This is a genomic window from Roseovarius sp. (genome assembly GCF_040223625.1).
Taxonomy (GTDB): Bacteria; Pseudomonadota; Alphaproteobacteria; order Rhodobacterales; family Rhodobacteraceae; genus Roseovarius.
In genome coordinates this window covers 41117-61679 of the sequence record NZ_JAVKFX010000047.1, presented here as the reverse complement: position 1 = coordinate 61679, position 20563 = coordinate 41117, and the positions used below count along the sequence as shown (strand labels likewise).

19 protein-coding genes are annotated in these 20563 nt (G+C 67.4%); 8 read left to right on the top strand and 11 right to left on the bottom strand.

Annotated elements, in window-relative coordinates; all coding sequences use genetic code 11:
- Positions 1-15 precede the first annotated feature (15 nt).
- The 3 genes from RLN94_RS14210 to olsA all read left to right on the top strand — a co-directional run bounded on the left by RLN94_RS14210 (position 16) and on the right by olsA (position 1940).
- Complete coding sequence (locus RLN94_RS14210) at positions 16-198, top strand: DUF3553 domain-containing protein (RefSeq protein WP_350126018.1); 183 nt, start codon at positions 16-18, stop codon at positions 196-198.
- Between the two features lie 120 nt (positions 199-318).
- Entirely contained in the window at positions 319-1086 is a 768-nt protein-coding gene (gene olsB / locus RLN94_RS14205; RefSeq protein ID WP_350125864.1) for an L-ornithine N(alpha)-acyltransferase, read from the top strand.
- A complete protein-coding gene (gene olsA / locus RLN94_RS14200) occupies positions 1083-1940 on the top strand; it encodes a lyso-ornithine lipid O-acyltransferase (RefSeq protein ID WP_350125867.1) in 858 nt (285 codons plus the stop codon). The genes olsB and olsA overlap by 4 nt, the downstream gene beginning before the upstream one ends.
- Before the next feature lie 68 nt (positions 1941-2008).
- On the opposite strand, the gene RLN94_RS14195 is transcribed toward olsA, so the two are convergent.
- From RLN94_RS14195 to RLN94_RS14150, 10 genes are all read right to left on the bottom strand, one after another.
- Positions 2009-2635, bottom strand: a complete 627-nt coding sequence (locus tag RLN94_RS14195) for a thiamine phosphate synthase (protein ID WP_350125870.1) — start codon at positions 2633-2635, stop codon at positions 2009-2011.
- A gap of 279 nt (positions 2636-2914) precedes the next feature.
- On the bottom strand, positions 2915-4387 hold the full coding sequence (locus tag RLN94_RS14190; RefSeq protein WP_350125873.1) for a carboxypeptidase M32: 1473 nt from the start codon (positions 4385-4387) through the stop codon (positions 2915-2917).
- Between the two features lie 4 nt (positions 4388-4391).
- On the bottom strand, positions 4392-5531 hold the full coding sequence (gene ctaA / locus RLN94_RS14185) for a heme A synthase (protein WP_350125876.1): 1140 nt from the start codon (positions 5529-5531) through the stop codon (positions 4392-4394).
- 58 nt (positions 5532-5589) lie between these two features.
- Complete coding sequence (locus tag RLN94_RS14180) at positions 5590-6336, bottom strand: RNA methyltransferase (protein ID WP_350125879.1); 747 nt, start codon at positions 6334-6336, stop codon at positions 5590-5592.
- A 150-nt stretch (positions 6337-6486) separates the two neighbouring features.
- Positions 6487-7368, bottom strand: a complete 882-nt coding sequence (gene sucD, locus RLN94_RS14175) for a succinate--CoA ligase subunit alpha (protein WP_350125882.1) — start codon at positions 7366-7368, stop codon at positions 6487-6489.
- On the bottom strand, positions 7368-8552 hold the full coding sequence (locus tag RLN94_RS14170; RefSeq protein ID WP_350169144.1) for a malate--CoA ligase subunit beta: 1185 nt from the start codon (positions 8550-8552) through the stop codon (positions 7368-7370). The genes sucD and RLN94_RS14170 overlap by 1 nt, the downstream gene beginning before the upstream one ends.
- A 15-nt stretch (positions 8553-8567) precedes the next feature.
- Entirely contained in the window at positions 8568-9509 is a 942-nt protein-coding gene (locus RLN94_RS14165) for an HpcH/HpaI aldolase/citrate lyase family protein (RefSeq protein WP_350125888.1), read from the bottom strand.
- Between the two features lie 309 nt (positions 9510-9818).
- The gene (locus tag RLN94_RS14160; protein ID WP_350125891.1) at positions 9819-10046 is read right to left on the bottom strand and encodes an N-(5'-phosphoribosyl)anthranilate isomerase; all 228 of its coding nucleotides are present in this window, start codon (positions 10044-10046) and stop codon (positions 9819-9821) included.
- Between the two features lie 36 nt (positions 10047-10082).
- On the bottom strand, positions 10083-11063 hold the full coding sequence (locus RLN94_RS14155; RefSeq protein ID WP_350125894.1) for a 2-hydroxyacid dehydrogenase: 981 nt from the start codon (positions 11061-11063) through the stop codon (positions 10083-10085).
- A 3-nt stretch (positions 11064-11066) separates the two neighbouring features.
- On the bottom strand, positions 11067-12278 hold the full coding sequence (locus RLN94_RS14150; protein ID WP_350125897.1) for an aminotransferase class V-fold PLP-dependent enzyme: 1212 nt from the start codon (positions 12276-12278) through the stop codon (positions 11067-11069).
- Between the two features lie 293 nt (positions 12279-12571).
- On the opposite strand from RLN94_RS14150, the gene RLN94_RS14145 reads away from it, so the two are divergent.
- The 3 genes from RLN94_RS14145 to RLN94_RS14135 all read left to right on the top strand — a co-directional run bounded on the left by RLN94_RS14145 (position 12572) and on the right by RLN94_RS14135 (position 15580).
- Complete coding sequence (locus RLN94_RS14145; protein WP_350125900.1) at positions 12572-13201, top strand: LuxR family transcriptional regulator; 630 nt, start codon at positions 12572-12574, stop codon at positions 13199-13201.
- Between the two features lie 160 nt (positions 13202-13361).
- Positions 13362-14102 (top strand): DUF1036 domain-containing protein, encoded by a 741-nt coding sequence (locus RLN94_RS14140; protein WP_350125903.1) that lies wholly within the window; start codon positions 13362-13364, stop codon positions 14100-14102.
- 101 nt (positions 14103-14203) lie between these two features.
- Complete coding sequence (locus RLN94_RS14135; protein ID WP_350125906.1) at positions 14204-15580, top strand: NAD-dependent succinate-semialdehyde dehydrogenase; 1377 nt, start codon at positions 14204-14206, stop codon at positions 15578-15580.
- Between the two features lie 15 nt (positions 15581-15595).
- On the opposite strand, the gene RLN94_RS14130 is transcribed toward RLN94_RS14135, so the two are convergent.
- A complete protein-coding gene (locus RLN94_RS14130; RefSeq protein ID WP_350125909.1) occupies positions 15596-17242 on the bottom strand; it encodes an ABC transporter ATP-binding protein in 1647 nt (548 codons plus the stop codon).
- A gap of 214 nt (positions 17243-17456) precedes the next feature.
- Here RLN94_RS14130 and RLN94_RS14125 point away from each other — a divergent pair, with 214 nt between their 5' ends.
- Entirely contained in the window at positions 17457-18332 is an 876-nt protein-coding gene (locus RLN94_RS14125) for a helix-turn-helix domain-containing protein (protein ID WP_350125912.1), read from the top strand.
- Between the two features lie 86 nt (positions 18333-18418).
- Positions 18419-20557 (top strand): TonB-dependent siderophore receptor, encoded by a 2139-nt coding sequence (locus tag RLN94_RS14120; protein WP_350125915.1) that lies wholly within the window; start codon positions 18419-18421, stop codon positions 20555-20557.
- Positions 20558-20563 lie beyond the last annotated feature (6 nt).

Sequence of the window (20563 nt, the reverse complement as noted above, 5' to 3'; positions counted from 1 at the left end):
ATGGCTGGAAAGCGCATGTCAGATCTTAACAGTTTCCTGGAACCCGGCATGCTTGTCGAGCATCCGCAACAGCCCGACTGGGGCACCGGGCAGGTGCAGTCGAATATCGGCGGCCGCATTACCGTGAATTTCCAGGAAGTCGGCAAGGTCGTGATCGATGGCTCCCGTGTCGAATTGATCCCGGTGATCAAAACATGAAGGAGGTTACGGAAAAGTTAAGGCACCCGGAAGTGGACATGGGCGCGCATGTGCCAAGTGCCGTTGCTTTCGTGGCCGCAGCGCCATAAAACCGCGGCGAACAAGGGCGCGAGGGCAGCGATGGGCGTGAGCCAGGATCAGTTCAGCGTCAGGCTGGCAGGCTCGGACGAGGATCTGAGGGCCGCGCAGCGCCTGCGCTACGAGGTATTCGTCGAGGAGCTGGGCGGCGACGGGCCGCTGGTCGACCATGACGCGCGGCTCGAGCGGGACCGGTTCGACCCCTATTTCGACCATATCATCCTGACCGACGGCGCCCGGGGCGGCGACGTGGTGGGCGTCTACCGCGTGCTGCGCGACGACCAGGCGCGCGCCGTGGGGCAGTTCTATTCCGAGGACGAGTACGACCTGACGCCGCTGAAACAGAGCGGCCGGCGGCTGATGGAGCTGGGCCGCTCCTGCCTTGCGCCGCCGTATCGCGGCGGGGCCGCGATGTATCACCTCTGGAACGGGCTCGCGCGCTACGTGCTTGAAAACGAGATAGAAATCCTGTTCGGCGTGGCCAGTTTCCACGGCACCGACGTCAACGCGCTGGCCCAGCCGCTGTCGATGCTGCATCACCGGCATCTCGCGCCCGAGGCGCTGCGGGTCCGGACGCAGGCGGCGCATTATCAGACCATGAACCTGCTGCCCGAGGACCGGATCGACCGGCGCGCGGCGATGCTGCAGGTGCCGGCGCTGATCAAGGCCTACCTGCGGCTGGGCGGCTATGTCGGCGATGGCGCGTTCATCGACCATGCGTTCAACACCACCGATATCTGCCTGGTGATGGATACCGAGCGGCTGAGCCAGACACAGAAAAACATTTACTCCAAGGGCATTACGGCGTGAGCTTCACCTGGTCGCCCGAGGAGCCCGCGCCGCCCCACCGGATCACGGCGGCGGGGTGGATTCGGGCCGGGCTGCGCGGAGTGGTGCTGGTGGCGGTGCTGCTGCTGGGCGTGGTGGCGATGATGGCACTGCGGTTGGTCGAACGGCCGCTCTACGGGCTGCACCGGCCGTGGACGCCGTTCATCACGCAGGTGGTGTGCCGGACGGCGTTTTTCGTGCTGGGCATGCGGCACGAGGCGGTGGGCGAGCGGATGGCGGAACGCGGCGCGGTGGTGGCCAACCATGCGTCCTGGCTCGATATTTTCTCGCTCAATGCGCGCAAGCGGGTGTATTTCGTATCGAAGGCCGAGGTGGCGGGCTGGCCCGGTATCGGGTTCCTGGCGAAGATCACCGGCACGGTCTTCATCACCCGCGATCCGAGGGCGGCGAAGGCGCAGCAGCAAGTGTTCGAGGAGCGGCTTTTGGCGGGGCACAAGCTGTTGTTCTTCCCGGAAGGCACGTCCACTGACGGGTTCCGGGTTCTGCCTTTCAAATCAACGCTGTTCCAGGCGTTCTTCAACGAGAACCTGCGCGACGAATTGCATATCCAGCCGGTGACGGTGATCTATCATGCGCCCGAGGGGGAGGACCCGCGATTCTACGGCTGGTGGGGGGATATGGATTTCGGCTCTCACGCGCTGAAACTGCTGGCGGCGCGGCGGAATGGCGGGGTGAAGGTCGTCTACCATGCCCCTGTAAAGGTTGCCGATTTTGTAAGCCGCAAGGCGCTGGCGGCGCATGTGGAGAGGGTCGTCCGTTCCGGCATGCCGACAGAGCGGCAGGTGGCGGGCGGCGAGGCGCGGCTAACCCGTTGAAAACGCTGCAAACGTAACGTCGGTATCACGTCGGTATCTTGTCGGTTTTCCGTCGGTGCCGGAGACCGTCACCCGACCTGCATCGCCGCGACCAGCCGGCCCAGTTCGGCGGCGGGGTCCTCGGCGTTCCAGATCTCGGCGCCGATGCCGAAGAAATCGGTCACCGGGGCGAGGCGGCGGATCAGATCCTCGTCGAGCGCGCCCTCGGCCACGACCGGCACCTCGATCATCTGCGACCACCATTCGAACACCTCGAATTCCGCCCGTGACCCGTCGCCCAGCACGGTGTCGCCCGCCGGGCCGAAGCTGACATAGTCCGCGCCCGCTTCGCCTGCGGTCATCCCGTCATGGCGCGACGTGCCGCAGAAGGCGCCCACCACCGCGTCGGCCCCAAGCGTCTTGCGAGCGGTGCGGATCTGCCGCGCGCCGTCGGTCAGGTGGACCCCGTCGAGGCCCAGCCGCTCTGCGAGAATGAAATGGGTGTTGATGACGATGGCAATGTCGCGGGCATGGGCCACCTCGCGACAGGCATCGGCGGCATGCGAAAGCTGGGTCTCGTCATGGGTCGAAAGCGCCAGCCGGATGCAGGCCACCTCCTGTGCATCAAGCACCCGGGCGAGCGTGTCGGGAAACCGGCTGAGCTCGATCTCGGGCGGGGTGATGAGATAGATCTGCGGCTGCTCGGGCTCGGCCATCCGGGCGCTCCTCGTGTGTTTATCCGGGGTGCTATAACTTGGAAAAACGGGGGCGTCCATGGCATGCGGCGGCGGAGATCGTTGTGAGGACGGGAGCCTCCGGCGGGGATATTTTTGCCAAGAAGAAGCCGGGGGCGGATTGAGTTAAAGAGGGGGGCGCGCGATTTCGCGGGTTCCGGCGCTGGACGTCGACAAGCCCTCGGGCTGTCCGAACCACGACAGCATGCTGGGCAAATGCCCGCGCCACGATCTGCGCGGTCCGCCAGGTGACGGGGCGCCTCAGCCCGGGTAGAGGGCGCAGAACTTGTCGGCGAGGTAGCTCATCAGCGGCCCGGCCGAGGGCTCCTCCCCGCCACAGGCGCGGGTGATCACCTCGCGCGGGGGGTAGCGGCCGCCATGGCGCTGGACGTTCTCGTGCAGCCAGCGGGTGGCCGGCCCCGGATCGCCGCGCTGGAGGTGGCCGTCGATATCCGGCACCGCCTCGCGCAGCGCCTTGTGGAGGCAGCCGGCATAGACATTGCCGAGGCTGTAGGTGGGGAAATAACCGAAGAGCCCCACCGACCAGTGCACGTCTTGCAGCACGCCGTTGGCCGCACGGTCCACCTTGTAGCCGAAATCCGTCTCGAACCGGTCGTTCCACGCCGCCTCGAGATCGCGCACCGCGAGGTCGCCCGAGACGAGCGCCTTTTCCAGATCGAAGCGCAGCATGATATGCAGGTTGTACTGCACCTCGTCCGCCTCCGTCCGGATATAGCCGCGATGCACGCGGTTGACGGCGCGGTAGAAGGCCGCCTCGTCCGCCACCCCGATATCGCCGAAGCGTTCCCGCATCTCGCCGAAAAGCCAGTGGCAGAAGGCGGGCGAGCGGCCGAGCTGGTTCTCGTAGATCCGGCTCTGGCTTTCATGCACGCCCATCGACACGCCCTGGCCCAGCGGGGTCAGGCGGAAGGCCGGGTCGATGCCCTGTTCGTAGCAGGCATGGCCGGTTTCGTGGATGGTGGAATAGATGCAGTTGAACGGGTCGTCCGCCGCCGTCCGCGTGGTGATGCGCACGTCGTCGCCGGAGCCGGAGGAGAACGGGTGTACCGCGAGGTCGAGCCGCCCGCGCGTGCCGTCATAGCCGAACCGTGCGGCGAGGTCGCGGGCGAAGGCAAGCTGGGTATCGGCGGGGAAGTCGCCGCTCACGCCCTCCGCCGCCGCCCCCTCGAGCGCGCGCTTGCGAAGCTGGACAAGGCCGGGGCGCATGTCGTCGAACATGGTCTCCAGCATGGCCGCCGTGGCGCCCGGCTCGAAATCGTCGAGCAGCGCATCGTAGAGCGTGCCGGTCTCGGCCAGCGCCGCCGCCTCCTCGCGCTTTAGGCGGACGACCTCCTCCAGCGTCGGCGCGAAGGCGGCAAAGTCATCCGCCACCCGGGCTGCCGCCCAGATGCCCTGCGACCGGCTGGTCAGACGCGCCAGCGCCGTGGCAAGCTGGGCGGGCACCTTCCGCGCCCGGTCATGCGCCCGCTTGATCTGCCGAAGCTGCGCCTCGCCCACGTCATCGGGTGCCTCCGCCGCCGCCAGCCAGTCGCCCACGCGCGGATCGGTGCGGCGGGCATGGAGCACCGCCTCCATCGCCCCGGATTCCTCCGACCGTTGCTCGGCCGCGCCGCGGGGCATCACCGTCTCCTGGTCCCAGCTCAACCGTCCGGCCACCTGGGCCAGCGCCTGTGTCTCGCGCTCATGCGCCATCAGCTCGTCATAGGCCGCCATGGTCTTACCCCCTGACCGATTGCGCCAGCGGATACTGGCTGTGGAACCTTGCCCGGATGATCAGCACCCAGACCGCCACCGCCAGAAGCTGGTGGACGATCGCCACCTGCCAGGGCGCCGCGTAAAGCACCGTGGCGATGCCCATCACCACCTGCGCGCAGAGCGCGATGAAGGCGCCGGTGAAGGCCGCGCGCGTCGCAGTGTTGGCGCTGCGCCGGCCCTTGAGCCAGACCATGACCGAGAAGGCCAAGAGCAGGTAGCCCGCCATCCGGTGGGTGAACTGCACGAAACCGGGGTTCTCGAACAGGTTGCGCCAGCCCAGCTCGGGCATCCAGAAATCGACGGGCAGGAAACCGCCCGCCATCAGCGGCCAGTCGGTGAAGGTCCGCCCCGCGTCGATCCCGGCGACCAGCGCGCCGATCAGGATCTGCAGGAAGACGAAATGCATCCAGCCGGTCGACAGGCTGAAGAGCTTCGGCTCGCGGCCCCGGCGGGCCTGCATCAGCTCCCGCTCCTCGCGCCCGAGGCAGAAGACATACCACGCGATCAGCCCGAGGATGACGAAGGCGAGGCCCAGATGCACCGCCAGCCGGTAGCTCGCCACGTCGAGCATCTGGCCGGTCAGGCCCGAGGATACCATCCACCAGCCGATCGCCCCCTGCACGCCGCCCAGCACACCGAGGCCCAGCAGCCGCCCGGTCCAGCCCGGAGGAATGGTCCGCGTCAGCAGGAAGCCCAGGAACCCCAGCGCCCAGACAAGGCCGATCACCCGGCCAAGCTGCCGGTGGCCCCATTCCCACCAGTAGATCGTCTTGAACTCCTCGAGGCTCATGCCTCTGTTCTGCAACTGGTATTCGGGGATCGCCTTGTATTTCTCGAACTCGGCCTCCCACGCGGCCGGATCGGTCGGGGGCAGGGCGCCCTTGACCACGTTCCACTCGGTGATCGACAGCCCGCTATCGGTCAGCCGGGTGAGCCCGCCCACGGCGATCATCACCACCACCAGCGCGAAAAGCACCAGCAGCCACGCCCGCACCGCGCCGCGCGCGCCGCGCCGGCCCTTGTCGATCATGCCGCCCTTCGGCGCCTCGCGCCGGGGCGTGTCCTCGGCCACCTCTTCGAAAATGCTGCGCTTGCCGCTCATCCCCGGCCCTTTCCCTTGTTCCGGCGGAGGGTAGTGCCGCCACGTACCCGCTTCAAGCTCACTCGGCCCGATCCTTCCAGCGGACCATCTGCCGCAGAACCCCGTGCAGCATCCGCACATCGGCGCCGGTCAGCGGCATCCGGCTCCACATGTTGCGCAGGTTGAGCTTCATGCCCTCGCGCTTGTGCTCGGGGAAGAAGAAGCCGGCCTCCTCCATGCGTTGCTCATAGTGATCGGCGAGCTTCTCCACCTCGGTCTGGGTGGCCCAGTCGGCGCCGGCCATGTCGGTGCGCTCCATCTCGACCTCGCCAGAGGCCCTGCGCCACTCATAGGCGGTCAGCAGCACGCATTGCGCAAGGTTGAGGCTGGCAAATTCCGGGTTCACCGGCACGCTGATGATCGCGTTGGCCCGCGCCACGTCCTCGTTTTCCAGACCCGCACGCTCCGGCCCGAACAGAACCGCGACCTTCTCGCCCGCGGCGATCTTTTCGGCGGCCACCTGCATCGCCCGCTCCGGCGCATAGACGGGCTTGGTCAGCCCCCGCACCCGGGCGGTGGTGGCGAAGACGTAAGAGCAATCCGCCAGCGCCTCCGGCAGATCCTCCGCCAGCACCGCCTCGTCCAGCAACCGCCCCGCGCCGCTTGCCATCGCCGCGGCCTTGGAGTTGGGCCAGCCATCGCGCGGCGCCACGATCCGCATACGGTCCAGCCCGAAATTCCACATCGCCCGCGCGGCGGCGCCGATATTCTCGCCCATCTGCGGGCGGACCAGCACGAAGGCGGGCTGCGGGGTCTCGGTGGGCATGGGCATTCTCCTTTACCGCACGCCTCTTAAGCGAGCGCCTCGCCGCTGAAAAGCCCTCGGGTATCAGGAGAGCGGGCGGAAACGGAATGCCCCGGCGCGGGGGATCGCGCCGGGGCCGGGAATGGTGGCTGAACGAGGGGGGAGGAGGGGTCAGGCCACCATTTTCGCGACAACCTCACCGAAGGAGGAGGGCGTGGGGACAATGGTCACGCCGGCCTCCTTGAGGATGTCGACCTTTTCCTGCGCCGATTCGCCGAAGGCCGAGACGATGGCGCCGGCATGGCCCATCCGCCGCCCCTTGGGCGCCGAGAGCCCAGCGATATAGGCCGCGACCGGCTTCGACATGTGATCGCGGATATATTCCGCGGCCTCCGCCTCCTGCGGGCCGCCGATCTCGCCCACGAGAACCACGGCATCGGTGTCCGGATCGTTTTCAAACAGTTCCAGGATGTCCCTGAAGCTCGACCCGTTGATCGGATCGCCGCCGATCCCGATCGAGGAGGAGACGCCGATGCCCCGCTCCGACATCTGGCTCGCCGCCTCGTAACCCAGCGTGCCGGACCGCCCGACGATCCCCACGCGCCCCGGTGTGTAGATCGACGGCGGCATCAGCCCGGCAAAGGCCTGGCCCGGCGTGATGATCCCCGCGCAGTTCGGGCCGATGAGGCGCATCCGCCGGTCTTCCTTGTACCGGCGCATGTAGCGTTTCACCTGGATCATGTCCTGCGCCGGGATGCCGTCGGCGATGCAGACGCAGGTCTTTATCCCCGCATCCGCCGCTTCCATGATCGAATCCGCGGCAAAGGGCGGCGGCACGAAGCTGACCACGAGGTCGGCGCCGGTCTCGGCCACCGCGCCCTTGACGGTGTTGAAGACCGGCAGGTCGAGATGGGTGGTGCCGCCCTTGCCGGGCGTCACGCCGCCCACGACATTGGTGCCGTGCCGGATCATGTCCTGCGCGTGGAAACTGCCGATCCGGCCGGTGATGCCGGTCACGAGAACGCGGGTACTGCTGTCGATCAGAATGGCCATCACGAGGCCTCCTTCATATGGGCCGTCTTCCAGGCGCCGACGACCTTCTCGGCCGCCTCGGCAAGGGTGCTGGCGGTGATGATGTCGAGGCCGCTGTCGGCGATGAGCTTGCGGCCTTCCTCGACATTGGTGCCCGAGAGGCGCACGACGAGCGGCATCTGCAGGTCAAGCTCCTTCACCGCGCGGATCACCCCCTCGGCGATCCAGTCGCAGCGGTTGATGCCGGCGAAGATGTTGACGAGGATGCCCTCGACATTGCGGTCGTTGAGCACGGCCTTGAAGGACATCAGCACCCGCTCGGGGCTCGCCCCGCCGCCCACGTCGAGGAAGTTGGCCGGCTCCCCGCCCGCCATCTTGATCATGTCGAGCGTCGCCATGGCGAGGCCCGCGCCGTTGACGATACAGCCGATCCGGCCGTCGAGGCAGATATAGTTGAGGCCGCGGTCGCTAGCGTAGGTTTCGCGCGGGTCTTCCTGGCTCTTGTCGCGCAGCTCCGAGATATCCGGGTGGCGGAAGAGCGCGTTGTCGTCGAAGGCCAGCTTGGCATCCAGCGCCACGATCTCGTTGGCCGAGGTGACGACCAGCGGGTTGATCTCGACCATGTTGGCGTCGGTCTCGCTCATCAGGCGGTAGCAGCCGATGATGGTTTTCACGGCGGCCGGAATGAGCGCCGGTTCGAGCCCCAGCTGAAAGGCGATCTCGCGCGCCTGGAAGTTCTGCATGCCGACCGCCGGGTCGACCACGCTGCGAATGATCGAGTCGGGCTCGTTGGCGGAAATCTCCTCGATCTCCATGCCGCCCTGCGCCGAGGCCACGACGACCACGCGCTCGAGCTTGCGGTCCATCACGAAGCCCAGGTAGATCTCCTGCGCGATATTGGTGGCCTCCTCGACATAAAGCCGGTTCACCAGCTTGCCCTGCGGCCCGGTCTGGTGGGTGACAAGGCGGCGGCCCAGCATCCACTGCGCGGCCTCGGCCACCTCCTCCTCGGTCGCGCAGATGCGCACGCCACCGGCCTTGCCGCGCGCGCCGGAATGGATCTGCGCCTTGACGGCCCACTTGTCGCCCGACAGCTCCGAGCAGCGATAGACGGCCTGTTCCGGCGAATAGGCGATGCCGCCGCGGGGCGTGTTGACACCGAAGCGGCGCAGCATCTCCTTGGCCTGGTATTCGTGAATGTCCATGGGGTGACCTCCTTGTTATCCCTTGGCCGCGATGGCGTCGGCGACGGTGATGACGTTGTTGGCCATCCGCTCGCTGGCGGCGTCGATCATCTTGCCGTCAAGCGCGGCGGCGCCCTTGCCCTGGGCGGCGGCGGCCTTCAGCTCCTCGATGATGCGCCGCGCCTTGGTGACTTCGCCCTCGGGGGGCGAGAATACGTCGTTGGCAAGCTTCACCTGGCTGGGGTGGATGGCCCATTTGCCCTCGATCCCCAGCGCCGCGGCGCGCTTGGCCGAGGCGATATAGGCCTCGGGGTCCGAGAAATCGCCGAACGGCCCGTCGATGGCGCGGAGGCCATACGCCCGGCAGGCCACGGTCATGCGCGACAGGGCGAAATGCCACTGGTCGCCCGGGTAGTCGGGGTTGAGCCCGCCGATCACCACGGTGCGCGCGCGGGTCGAGGCGGCATAATCCGCCACGCCGAAATGCATCGCCTCCAGCCGCCCGGGCGCGGCGGCGATGGCTTCGACATTGGCCATGCCCAGCGAGGTCTCGATGAGCGCCTCGAGGCCGATCTGGTGCGAGAACCCCTTCGCCTCCTCGATCTGGCTGAGCAGGGTCTCGACCGTGTAGAGATCCGCCGGCACCCCCACCTTGGGCACCAGCACGGTATCGAGATGCTGGCCCGCCTGTTCCACGATCTCGACCACGTCGCGATACATGTAATGGGTGTCGAGCCCGTTGATCCGGATCGACATGGTCTTGCCCTTGGCCTTCCAGTCGATGTCGTTCAGCGCCTGGATGATGTTGGCCCGCGCCTGCACCTTGTCGGGGGGCGCGACCGCATCCTCGAGGTCGAGGAAGATGTAATCGACCTCCGAGTCGGCCGCCTTGTCGATCATCGACGGGTTCGAGCCCGGCACGGCCAGTTCCGACCGTTGCAGGCGCTGCTTCTTGAGCGGGTGGAGGGTGTAGCTCATGTCCGTGATCCCTTGTTGCGAGTTGGGACCAGTGTCGCGCCGGGCGGGCCGGGGCGATACTTCCCTGCGGGTAAGAATGGCCGCGCGGGGAGGGGCGCGGGCGACGAACGGGTAGGGCGGGCCTACCCGGCGCGGGGGTTGCGGGATGCGGTGGGATGCACTCGCCGCGGCGCAGAGAAGTGGATGGATGACAGGGGTTTACGATCGGAAACTTTTGGCGCGACGCCAGCGGCGGAAACCCGGAATTTTCGAACCTTCCGGGCTCGGGAAATGCGCATTTCCCGAGGGTACTTTCCGCGCGGAAAGTACCTACAGGATCACGCGGATCGGTTCCTGGTTGCAGAAAATGACCATTTGCCCGGCATTCTCGACCGCGTGATAGCCGCGCCGGGCCAGCTCGGCCTCGAACCGGTCGCGCCCGATATAATGGTCGATGTCCCGCAATTGCCGGCGGATGACGCGCCCCTCGCGCGCCGCGCGCGAGGAGAACAGCTTGCCCAGCCATTGCTCGGGCGTGATCGGACCATGATCTCTCATGCCCCGATCCTTCCCTCACCTTGGTTAATGTCCGGTTTACGTCACCAGGTCCCCCGGCGTTTCACCTGCTAGGAACGCCCTCAGATTGTCGATCGCCCGGTGGCCCATGGCAACGCGCGTGGCCTCGGTGGCAGAGCCCAGGTGCGGCGCCAGAACCACGTTTTCATACGTCAGAAACCGCGCATCCAGCGCTGGCTCGCCCATGTAGACGTCGAGCCCCGCCGCCGCCAGCTTCCCTGACTCGAGCGCCGCGAACAGCGCGTCCTCGTCCACCACGTCGCCGCGCGCCGTGTTCACGAGGATCGCGCCGGGCTTCATCGCCTCGAAGACCTGCGCCCCGATCAGCTTGACCGTCTCCGCCCCGCCGGGACAGTGGAGCGACAGAAAATCCGCCTCCGCCGCCACCTCGGCGATCGAGCCGAGCTGCTCGGCCTGACCGTTCGCTGCCCGGATCTCCGCCGGCACGGCCCAGGCATCGTGGAACACCACGGGCATGCCGAACCCGCCATGGGCCCGCCGCGCCATCGCCTGGCCGATCCGGCCAAAGCCCACGATCCCCAGCGTCGCGCCCGAGACCTTCTTGCCGATCATGTGGGTGGGCCGCCAGCCGTCCCATCCGCCGGCCCGCGTCTCGCGCTCGCCCTCGCCGATGCGGCGGGCGGCGGCGAGCAGCAAGCCCATCGCCAGGTCGGCGGTGCAGTCGGTCAGAACGTCCGGCGTGTTGGTCACCGCGATGCCGTTGGCGCGCGCGGCCCCGATGTCGATATGGTTGAACCCCACGCCGTAATTGGCCATCACCCGAACCTTGCCCTTCGCGGCCCCGTAGAACTCCGCCGGGATCCGGTCCGACACGGTGGGCAGGATGGCGTCATAGCTCTCCGCCGCCGCCATCCACTCCTCCCGGCTCATCGGGCTGTCGGGGTGGCGCAGGGTGACGGTGCCCAACCCCTCGGCCACCAGCCGCTCCTCCGCCGCCTTCGGCCAGGCGCGGGTGACGAGGATCTGCCGCTCCGCCATGGCTCAGGCGGCCTTCGCGGGCAGGGTCACCGCCGCCGGGGTGGTCTCGCGGAAATGCGCCTGGGCGGCGGCCACGCCCGAACCCGGCACGATCTGCGCGCCCGCATCCACCAGCGCCATCTCGGCGGCCGAGATCGCCCCGCAGAGCATCACCGGGTTCAGCGACCCCAGATGCCCGATGCGGAACGCGCGGCCCATCAGCTTGTTGAGCCCCGAGCCCAGCGAGGTCTGGTACTTGTAATAGGCGCCGGAAATCACGTCGCGCGCATCGACCCCTTCGGGCGTATAGATCGCCGTCACCGTGTCGGAGGCCCATTCCGGCCCGGCCGCCACCAGCTCGCAGCCGTCCCACGCCGCCACGGCGGCGCGCACGCCGCCCGCCAGCCGGTGATGCCGCGCCCAGACGATTTCCATCCCGGCCTCCAGCAGCATATCCAGCGAACAGCGCAGGCCCCGCAGAAGCTGGGTCGCGGGCGTATAGGGAAAATAGCCGGTGTCGTTCAGCTTGATCATGTCCTCGAAGCTGAAAAAGCACCGCGCCATGCCACGGCCCGCCAGCGCCCGGTTCGCCTCCAGCGCCTTGTCCGACACGCCGAGGATGCCCAGCCCGGCGGGCAACATGAACCCTTTCTGCGAGCCCGAAACGGCCAGGTCGACGCCCCATTTCTCCATCTCGAACTCGATCGAGGCGATGGAACTCACCCCGTCGACATAGAGCATCGCCGGATGGCCACAGGCATCGAGCGCGCGGCGCACAGCCGCAATATCCGAGGTCACGCCCGTCGCCGTCTCGTTCTGGGTGGCGAAGACCGCCTTGATCTCGTGCTCCTTGTCGGCCTCGAGAATACGCGCATAGGCCTCCACCGGCACGCCCTTGCCCCATTCGACCTCGCACAGCTCCACCTCGAGGCCCAGCCGCTCGGCCATGTCCACCCACAGAAGCGAGAACTGCCCGAAGCGCGACATGAGCACCTTGTCACCGGGGCGCAGCGTGTTCTGGATGGCGCTTTCCCACGCGCCTGTTCCGGAGGACGGGAACACGAAGACGCGCCCGCCCTCCATCCGGTAGACCTTCTTCAGGTCCGCCAGCAGCCCGCTGACGAAACCGGGGAAATCGGGGGCGCGCATGTCTTCCATGGGCAGGTTCATCGCCTGCCGCACGGGCTCGGGCACGTTGGTGGGGCCGGGAATGAAAAGGTGCTGGTAGCCGTTCATCTGGGGTCTCCTCGTCTCGATCGCCCCTTGTATCGGCGCTCGCGCCCGGCGGCGTAACGCCCAAGGGGATACCCCGTGCCCGCCGGTGGCGGAGGGGCGCCACCGAACGGGTAGCCACGGCCCACCCTTTCGGGTGAGCCCGGCCCGACGGGACACCACGGCATGCGCTTGCATACAGATTTTTCGTTTGATTTCATCGGTTTCCGGCGCCGAAGTGTCGCAAACCATTCCCTCCGGGCCCGCCCGGTATGGTGTATGCTCGACCGATGACACACGCGCAGGACCACGCAGAAATGACAGCCGAGACCATGGCAGAGCGCCCGCAGGTGATCGTCGCCGACCGGCAGCTCATCGTCTGCCAGGGCATCGGCTCGCTCGTGGCGCAGATCCCCGAGGTGCGGCTGGGCCCCTTCGCCACCGACAAGGCCGGGCTCAAGCAGCTCCTGTCGAAAACCGAAGGCCCCGCCATCCTGATCCTCGGCGTGCGCCTCTCGGATGGCGACCTGACCTCGGTGCTCGATACGGTGCGCAAGAGCTACCCGCAGGTGATGATCGTGGTCGTGGCCGAGGATACCGAGTTCGCCTTCATCCGCACGGCGATCAAGTCGGGCGCCAACTCGGTCTGCATGATGAGCCAGATCCTCACCAGCCTGCCGCGCATCCTGGGCAAGCTGGTCGAAGGGCATTCCATCGTGCCCACCGACATCCTGCGCCGCCTGACCTCGGAAAACGCCGACAGCCTGTCGCGGCGCGAACACGAGATCCTCGCGCTGCTGGTCGACGGGCTGACCAATTTCCAGATCTCCGCCCGGCTGGGCCTGTCGGAGAACACGGTGAAATATTACCTCAAGGCGATCTACCAGAAGCTCGACGTGAATTCGCGCGGGGCGGCCATCGCGAAGTACGTGGCGGGGAATTACTGACCACCTCGGGCGGCGGCGCGGGGGGCGGGCCGGGGATTTGAGTATTTTTGGAACAATGAAAGGGCAGGGTGCGCACTCCGCCACCCGGCGCGAATTGGCGCTCGGGGCGCGTGAAACTGTGCTAGGCTCGCGCGCAGGGATATTCTTCGGGGGGATTGTCATGCGCCTTTTTCTGATCGCCATCTGCGCCGTTCTGTGGGCTGCCGCGCCGGCCCGGGCGGATTTGACCTTCTGCAACGACAGTGCCGGGCGGGCCGTGTTGGCCATCGGCTACAAGGGCGCCGAGGGCTGGACCTCGGAAGGCTGGTGGGAGGTGACGGCGGGGGACTGCGCCACCGTGGTGCCGGGGCCGCTGCCGCTGACGCATTACTACTGGCGCGGCTCCACCGGGGAGGAGGATTTCCCGGCCGGCGATTTCTACTTCTGCACCAGCGAGACGTCCTTCACCATCGTCGGTGATACCGAATGCGAGGCGCGGGGCTACGCCCGAGAACGGTTCAGCGAAATCGTCGTGGGCCAGACGGGCGAAGCGACCGTGCGGATCACCGGGGCGGCGGCGCCGCCGCCCGAGCCCGAACCGGCGGCGGAAAACGTGGACCTGCAGGCGGTCCTCCAGTCGTTGCAGGGGGTCTGGCACGACCTGGAGGAAAGCTCGGCCACCACCATCATCCGCGAGGACCGGATCGAGGACCGCTACCTCGGCATCGTGGTGGGCAACGCGACCTTCACCTTGGCCCCGACCTGCGACGGGGCCGGGGGCGCCGGGCCGGTGATGCTGGTCACCTACGAGGGGACGGATGCCGGACCGATCTGCTGGATCATCCTGAAGCTCGACGACCGCGAATGGCAGTTCGTCCCCGCCGGTTATGACGAGCCCAGCCGGATGCGCCGGGGCGTCTGACACGCACGCCCGACGCAGCGTCATCCGGACGTGATGGAAACATCTGCCGCGCCATGCGTTGCCCTTCAGACACCCCGCGACACACGCGACTGGAGGATCCCATGACGAGCACGCTGAAAACCATCAACCCCGCCACGGACGAGACGATCGACACCTACACCACCATGAGCGACGAGGAGATGCGCGCCGCCATCGACCTCTGCCATGGCGCGTTCGAGACATGGAAGCTGGTCTCGCTCGAGGAGCGGGCCAAGATGATCAAGGCCATCGGACAGGCCCTGCGCGACAACAAGGAAGAGTTCGCCCAGCTCATGACCCGCGAGGTCGGCAAGCTGATCAACGACAGCCGCGAGGAGGTCGAGCTCTGCGCCGCCATCTGCGACTACACCGCCGAGAACGGCCCGAAGGAGTTGGCCGACGAGGAGCGCGACATCCCCGGCGGCACCGGCATCGTCGCCTATGCGCCGGTGGGCGTGATCTATGGCATCCAGCCGTGGAACTTCCCCTGTTACCAGGCCGTGCGCTACACGATCGCCAACCTGATGGCGGGCAACGGCGTGATGCTGAAACATGCCGAAAGCTGCACCGGCAGCGGCCTGTTCCTGCGCGACGTGATGAAACAGGCGGGCCTGCCCGAGCATCTCTTCACCATCCTGCTGATCGATCATGACCAGTCGGACAAGGTGATCGCCCACAAGCGCGTCCGTGGCGTCACCCTCACGGGCAGCGACGGCGCCGGGCGGATCGTGGCCGAACAGGCCGCGAAACACCTCAAGAAGACGGTGCTGGAGCTGGGCTCGAACGACGCCTACGTGGTGCTCGACGATGCCGATCTCGACCTCGCGGTGAAGACCTGCGTGGCGGGCCGCATCTACAACAACGGCGAGACCTGCGTCGCCGCCAAGCGCTTCATCGTGACGGAAAAGAACTACGACGCCTTCGTCGAGCGCTTCACCGAGCAGATGAAGGCCATCGCCACCGGCGCGCCAACCGACGAGGACACCAAGCTCGGCCCGATGGCGCGGACCGACCTGCGCGACACGCTGGCCGAGCAGGTGCAGGAGAGCGTGGCGAAAGGCGCACGCGTCCTCTGCGGCGGCGAGGTGCCGGCGGGCAAGGGGGCGTACTACCCCGCCACCGTGCTGGTCGACGTGCAACCGGGGCAGCCGGCTTACGATGACGAGCTCTTCGGCCCCGTGGCCTCGATCATCAGGGCCAAGGATGACGAGGACGCCATGCGCATCGCCAATGACAGCCGCTACGGCCTCGGCGGCGGCATCTTCTCGAAGGACACCAAGCGCGCCCGCAAGCTGGCGGCGCAGCATTTCGACACCGGCATGGTCTGTATCAACAAGTACAACGTGGCCCTGCCCAACATGCCCTTCGGCGGCGTCAAGGACTCGGGCTATGGCCGCGAGCATGGCGGCTTCGGCATGAAGGAGTTCGTGAACGCCAAGTCGCTCTACATGGCGGCCTAGCCTTTCCGGGGGCGGTCAGGCCGCGACGAGCTGGCCGCCCTCGACCCGCAGCACCCGGTCGGCATCCTTGATGGTCTGCGGCCGGTGCGCGATCACCAGAGAGGTGCGCCCCTCGGAGAGGCGGTTCAACGCCGTCTGGATGCGCTTCTCGGTCTCGAGGTCCAGCGCCGATGTCGCCTCGTCGAGGATCAGGATCGGCGGATCCTTCAGGAAGGTCCGGGCAATCGCCACCCGCTGCTTCTGCCCGCCCGACAACGCCACGCCGCGCTCGCCCACCACGGTATCGAGCCCCTGCGGCAGGTTGGCGACAAGCTCGCTCAACTGCGCCTGCGCCAGCGCCTCGAGGATCTCCGCCTCGCTCGCGCCCAGCCGGCCATAAGCCACGTTCTCGCGCAGCGTGCCGCCGAACAGGAACACGTCCTGGCTGACCACGCCGATCTGGCGGCGCAGGCTGGTCAGGGTGAACTCGCGGATATCCACCCCGTCGATCAGGATGCGCCCGCCCTGCGGGTCGTAGAAGCGCGGCACCAGCGACACCAGCGTCGACTTGCCTGCGCCCGACTGGCCGACGATGGCAATGGTCTCGCCCGCATTCACGGAGATCGAGATGTCCTCAAGCACCGGCATCGCCGGGTCGTAGCTGAACGAGACATTCTCGATGGTGATGTCGCCGCGAAACGCCGGCGCTTCCTGCGCATCGGGCGTCTCGGCCACATCGGGCTTCAGCGCCATCAGCTCGCGGTAGCGTTTGAACCCCGCAAGGCCGCGCGGATAAAGCTCCATCACCGCCGCGATCTTGTCGAGCGGGCGGAAGAACACGTTCACCAGCAGCAGGAAGGCCACGAACCCGCCGATCGACAGGTCGCCCCGTGCCACGAACAGCGCGCCGGCCACCAGGATCGCCACCTGCACCAGCCGCATCCCCATGTAGTTCAGCGTGGTCGACGCCGCCATCAGCCGGTAGGCATCGAGCTTGGTGCGCCGGTAATTGGCGTTGTCCTGCGCGAACAGGTCCTTTTCATGCGCCTCGTTGGCGAAGGACTGCACCACCCGGATGCCACCCACGTTCTCCTCGAGCCGCACGTTGAAATTCGCCACGCTGCGGTAGATCTGCTGCCATGTCTGCGTGAGCCTGCGGCCATAGACCGCCACAAGCACCACCACCGCCGGGAAGATCACCGCCGTGATCAGCCCCAGCTCGACATTGATGAACGCCATCAGGACGAAGGCACCCACGAAGGTCATCAGCGCCACGAACAGGTCTTCGGGCCCGTGATGCGCCACCTCGCCGATTTCTTCGAGGTCCCGCGTCACCCGCGACACCAGCGTGCCGGTGCGCTGCCGGTCGAAGAAGGCGAAGGACAGCCGCTGCAACTGGTCGAACGCCTTGCGCCGCATCTCCGTCTCGATATTGATGCCCAGCATGTGGCCCCAATAGGTCACCACCGCCATCAGCCCGGCGTTGAACAGGTACACCACCAGCAGCCCCAGGGCGGCAAGAATGATCAGCGGCAGGTCGCCGCTCGGCAACAGCCGGTCGATGTAGAACTTGATGGCGATGGGAAAGGCCAGCTCCAGCAAGCCACTGGCGATGGCACAGCCGAAATCCAGCAGGAACAGACTCCGCCACGGGCGGTAGTAGGACAGGAAATGTCTGAGCATCCGTCGGTCGCCCGCGCTGTTGGGTCGTGATTTGGCTGGCGTCCGCGTCTGGCGCGGGCCGGCTGGCTGAGCGGGGTGATAATCGCTGAACGGGAAAGGGGCAATCCCCGCCGCTTGAAGGATCGGCCCCTTTGGTTGACACCCGCCCGCCACGCGGTACAACACCCGTCAGCCAGCGCCCCCGCCAAGCCACAAAGACCCAGAGGCGAGGCGCATGAGTTTTCACCCCAGGATGTACGCCGCCGTTCAGGGCTTCCAGCCGCTGGGCGAGCTGAAAAGCCTGTCGCTCGACCGCATGGTCGTGGATTACTGGCGCGTCCGGGGCCGGGCCGGGGCAGGGGGGCGCTATGCCTCGCTCCACCCCCGCTTCGTGCTGATCCTCGACGACCGCCGCCTGTCGCTCTCCCGCGCGCGCGGCGGGGCGGCGGAGCCGGCGGCGGGCTGCTACATCCCGGCCGGTCTGGAAATCTGGGGCACGCTGCCCGAGGCCGGCGAGCTGCGCCATGTCGACATCCACCTGCCACGCTCCCGCCTGCGCGAACTGACCGAGCCCGGCACGCCGCTCGACCGCCCGGTGATCCTGCCCGATCTCGGCCCGCTGGCGCCGCTGGCGGGCCTCTTGCGTGACGAATGCGCGGCGGCCAAACCCTCCGCCCCGCGCGGCGAGGCGCTGGCCCGCGCCGCGGTGACCGAGATGTTCCACCTCGGCCGCGCGGGCCAGCTCGGGCACGGCGAGACATGGCTCGACACGCTGCGCGCCCACGTGCTCGACCAAATGGCCCACCGCATCGCCATCGACGACCTCGCCCGCGCCGCCGGCCTCTCGCGCACCCATTTCAACCGCACCTTCCGCCGCGCCACCGGGCAATCGCCCTATCGCTGGGTGCTGGGGCTGAAGCTGGGCTATGCCAGGCGCCTGCTGGTCCACGGCGTGCCCTGCGCCGAGGTGGCCCAGGTCACGGGTTTCGCCGACCAGGCCCATTTCTCGCGCAGTTTCCGGGCGGAAACCGGCGCGGCGCCCGCCCATTGGGCGCGGGAACAGGCGGCGGGGCCGAATGGTCCGATTGTTCAAGACAATCCTTCCCGATAGTTTTTATCAGGAACTCGGATCGCCAGCTGTCAGACCCTCCTTTCCGGTCGGGCCAGCCGCGAAATGACTTTCAGAGGGACGCCGACATGGCCAATACCAACACCCGCGCCCGCGGACCCGCCCGACTGGGCGCGCTCGGGCTTCTGCTGCTCACCACCGCCACCACCGCCCACGCCCAGGCGGAGGAGGAGAATTTCGACCTCGGCACGCTCACCCTGCGCAACCAGGAAGACGCGACAGGCCCCGTGGGCGGCGACACCAACCCGCCCACCGTGACCGGCACCAAGGCCCCCGTCACCGTCAGCGAGGTGCCGCAATCCGTCTCGGTCCTCGGCCGCGAGAAGATCGAGCGCTTCGGCGCCGACCGCGTCAGCGAAGCCCTGCGCTACACCGCCGGCGTCACCTCCGACGTGTTCGGCGACGACAACGATTACGACTGGCTCCGCATCCGCGGCTTCCAGGCCGACCAGACCGGCATCTACCTCGACAACGCCCAGAACCTCTCCTTCGCCTTCGGCTCCTTCTTCATCGACCCCTACACGATCGAGCGGATCGAGGTGCTGCGCGGGCCGTCCTCGGCGCTCTATGGCGGGTCGAACCCGGGCGGCATCGTCAACTACGTCTCGAAACGCCCCGGCGGGCGGATCCGCGAATTCACCCTCGGCGCCAACGACGCCACCGCCGCCTATCTCGAATTCGACTACGGCGACGATCTCGGCGACAGCCGGTCCTACCGCCTGACCGGGCGGCTCGAAGGCGGCGACACCTACGATGCCCTCAACGAAGGCCTGCGCGGCACTTTCGCGCCCTCCTACCGCTTCACCACCGATGGCGGCACCGAGGTCACGCTGCTCGCCAACATCCACGTCGCCGACGAAAAGCACAACGGCAGCACCTTCCTGCCCTATTGGGGCACCGTCGCGCCGACCGCGCAGTTCGGCTATATCGACCCCGACGCCAACTTCTCCGACCCCGGCTGGGACAAGTACGAGCGCCGGCAGGCCTCGGTCTCGGCCATCGTCGAGCACGAGTTCGCCAACGGCTTCACCTTCACCGGCATCGGCCGCCTCGGCTATGCCGACGTGCACGAACGCTACTACTACCCGTTCGGCTATGCCGGCTTCTCGCCCACGCCGACCGATCCGCAGGGCACGCTCAGCCTGATCGCCTTCGAGCATGACACGCAAGTCGCCACGGCCCAGACCGACCTGCGCTATTACGGCACCGTCTCGACCGGCGCGGTCGAGCATGACCTGCTCTTCGGCCTCGACGCGCGCTATTACGAGATCGACGAGACCCAGGCCTCGGGCTTCGGCTCCAACCGGGTCGTCGGCCCCACGCCGCCGGGCACCCCGGTGCTGGGCGCGCCCTACCAGGACTCGACAACGAAACAGCGCCAGGTCGGCCTCTACGTTCAGGACCAGATGCGCTGGGGCAGCGGCTGGATCGCCACGCTCAACCTGCGCCACGATATCGTCAAGACCAGCCAGGACGGAACCGGCGCCTTCAGCCGCGACGACAGCGAAACCTCCTGGCGCGCGGCACTGGCCTATGAAACCGCGTCGGGCTTCACGCCCTACGTGACCTATTCCACCTTCTTCAACCCGCTCATCACCTCGCCCGCCAACGGCGTGACCAAACCGGAAACCGGCGACCAGGTCGAGCTGGGCTTCAAATGGGCGCCCGAGGGCGGGAATTTCTCGCTCACCGGCGCGGCCTTCGAGATCAACCGCGAGAACGTGGTCGTCGGCGTCTTCCCGACCTTCAGCCAGCTGGGCGAGGTCCGCTCGCGCGGGGTGGAGCTGGAAGGCGAATACGATTTCGGCAACGGCTTCTACCTGCAGGCGGCGGCCACCTGGCTCGACGCCGAAGTGCGCCGCGACAGCAACCCTGCGCTGATCGGCACGACGCCCACGCTCATCCCGGAAACCGAGCTGTCGCTGCTGGGCACCTATGCCTTCTCCGGAAGCTTGCAGGGGCTGGAACTGGGGGCAGGGGTGCGCCATCGCGGCGAAAGCTTCGCCGATGCGGCCAACACGCTGACCGTGCCCGACTCGACCATCTACGACCTCTACGCCAGCTACGCCTTCAGGAACGGGCTCGAGGCCAACCTGTCGGTCACCAACGTCGCCGACGAGCGCTATGTCACCGGCTGCCAGACGGTCTATGTCTGCTCCTACGGCTCGGGGCGGGAGTTCAACTTCTCGGTGACCTCGCGGTTCTGAGGGCTT

What these genes read in the sequence shown, in the direction of transcription:
- RLN94_RS14130 (WP_350125909.1), bottom strand. Translation starts at nt 17,242, where the DNA reads ATGCTCAGACATTTCCTGTCCTACTACCGCCCGTGGCGGAGTCTGTTC.
- RLN94_RS14150 (WP_350125897.1), bottom strand. Translation starts at nt 12,278, where the DNA reads ATGAACGGCTACCAGCACCTTTTCATTCCCGGCCCCACCAACGTGCCC.
- RLN94_RS14170 (WP_350169144.1), bottom strand. Translation starts at nt 8,552, where the DNA reads ATGGACATTCACGAATACCAGGCCAAGGAGATGCTGCGCCGCTTCGGT.
- RLN94_RS14160 (WP_350125891.1), bottom strand. Translation starts at nt 10,046, where the DNA reads ATGAGAGATCATGGTCCGATCACGCCCGAGCAATGGCTGGGCAAGCTG.
- RLN94_RS14145 (WP_350125900.1), top strand. Translation starts at nt 12,572, where the DNA reads ATGACAGCCGAGACCATGGCAGAGCGCCCGCAGGTGATCGTCGCCGAC.
- RLN94_RS14190 (WP_350125873.1), bottom strand. Translation starts at nt 4,387, where the DNA reads ATGGCGGCCTATGACGAGCTGATGGCGCATGAGCGCGAGACACAGGCG.
- olsB (WP_350125864.1), top strand. Translation starts at nt 319, where the DNA reads ATGGGCGTGAGCCAGGATCAGTTCAGCGTCAGGCTGGCAGGCTCGGAC.
- RLN94_RS14120 (WP_350125915.1), top strand. Translation starts at nt 18,419, where the DNA reads ATGGCCAATACCAACACCCGCGCCCGCGGACCCGCCCGACTGGGCGCG.
- RLN94_RS14195 (WP_350125870.1), bottom strand. Translation starts at nt 2,635, where the DNA reads ATGGCCGAGCCCGAGCAGCCGCAGATCTATCTCATCACCCCGCCCGAG.
- RLN94_RS14135 (WP_350125906.1), top strand. Translation starts at nt 14,204, where the DNA reads ATGACGAGCACGCTGAAAACCATCAACCCCGCCACGGACGAGACGATC.
- RLN94_RS14140 (WP_350125903.1), top strand. Translation starts at nt 13,362, where the DNA reads ATGCGCCTTTTTCTGATCGCCATCTGCGCCGTTCTGTGGGCTGCCGCG.
- RLN94_RS14165 (WP_350125888.1), bottom strand. Translation starts at nt 9,509, where the DNA reads ATGAGCTACACCCTCCACCCGCTCAAGAAGCAGCGCCTGCAACGGTCG.
- RLN94_RS14180 (WP_350125879.1), bottom strand. Translation starts at nt 6,336, where the DNA reads ATGCCCACCGAGACCCCGCAGCCCGCCTTCGTGCTGGTCCGCCCGCAG.
- sucD (WP_350125882.1), bottom strand. Translation starts at nt 7,368, where the DNA reads ATGGCCATTCTGATCGACAGCAGTACCCGCGTTCTCGTGACCGGCATC.
- RLN94_RS14210 (WP_350126018.1), top strand. Translation starts at nt 16, where the DNA reads ATGTCAGATCTTAACAGTTTCCTGGAACCCGGCATGCTTGTCGAGCAT.
- ctaA (WP_350125876.1), bottom strand. Translation starts at nt 5,531, where the DNA reads ATGAGCGGCAAGCGCAGCATTTTCGAAGAGGTGGCCGAGGACACGCCC.
- RLN94_RS14125 (WP_350125912.1), top strand. Translation starts at nt 17,457, where the DNA reads ATGAGTTTTCACCCCAGGATGTACGCCGCCGTTCAGGGCTTCCAGCCG.
- RLN94_RS14155 (WP_350125894.1), bottom strand. Translation starts at nt 11,063, where the DNA reads ATGGCGGAGCGGCAGATCCTCGTCACCCGCGCCTGGCCGAAGGCGGCG.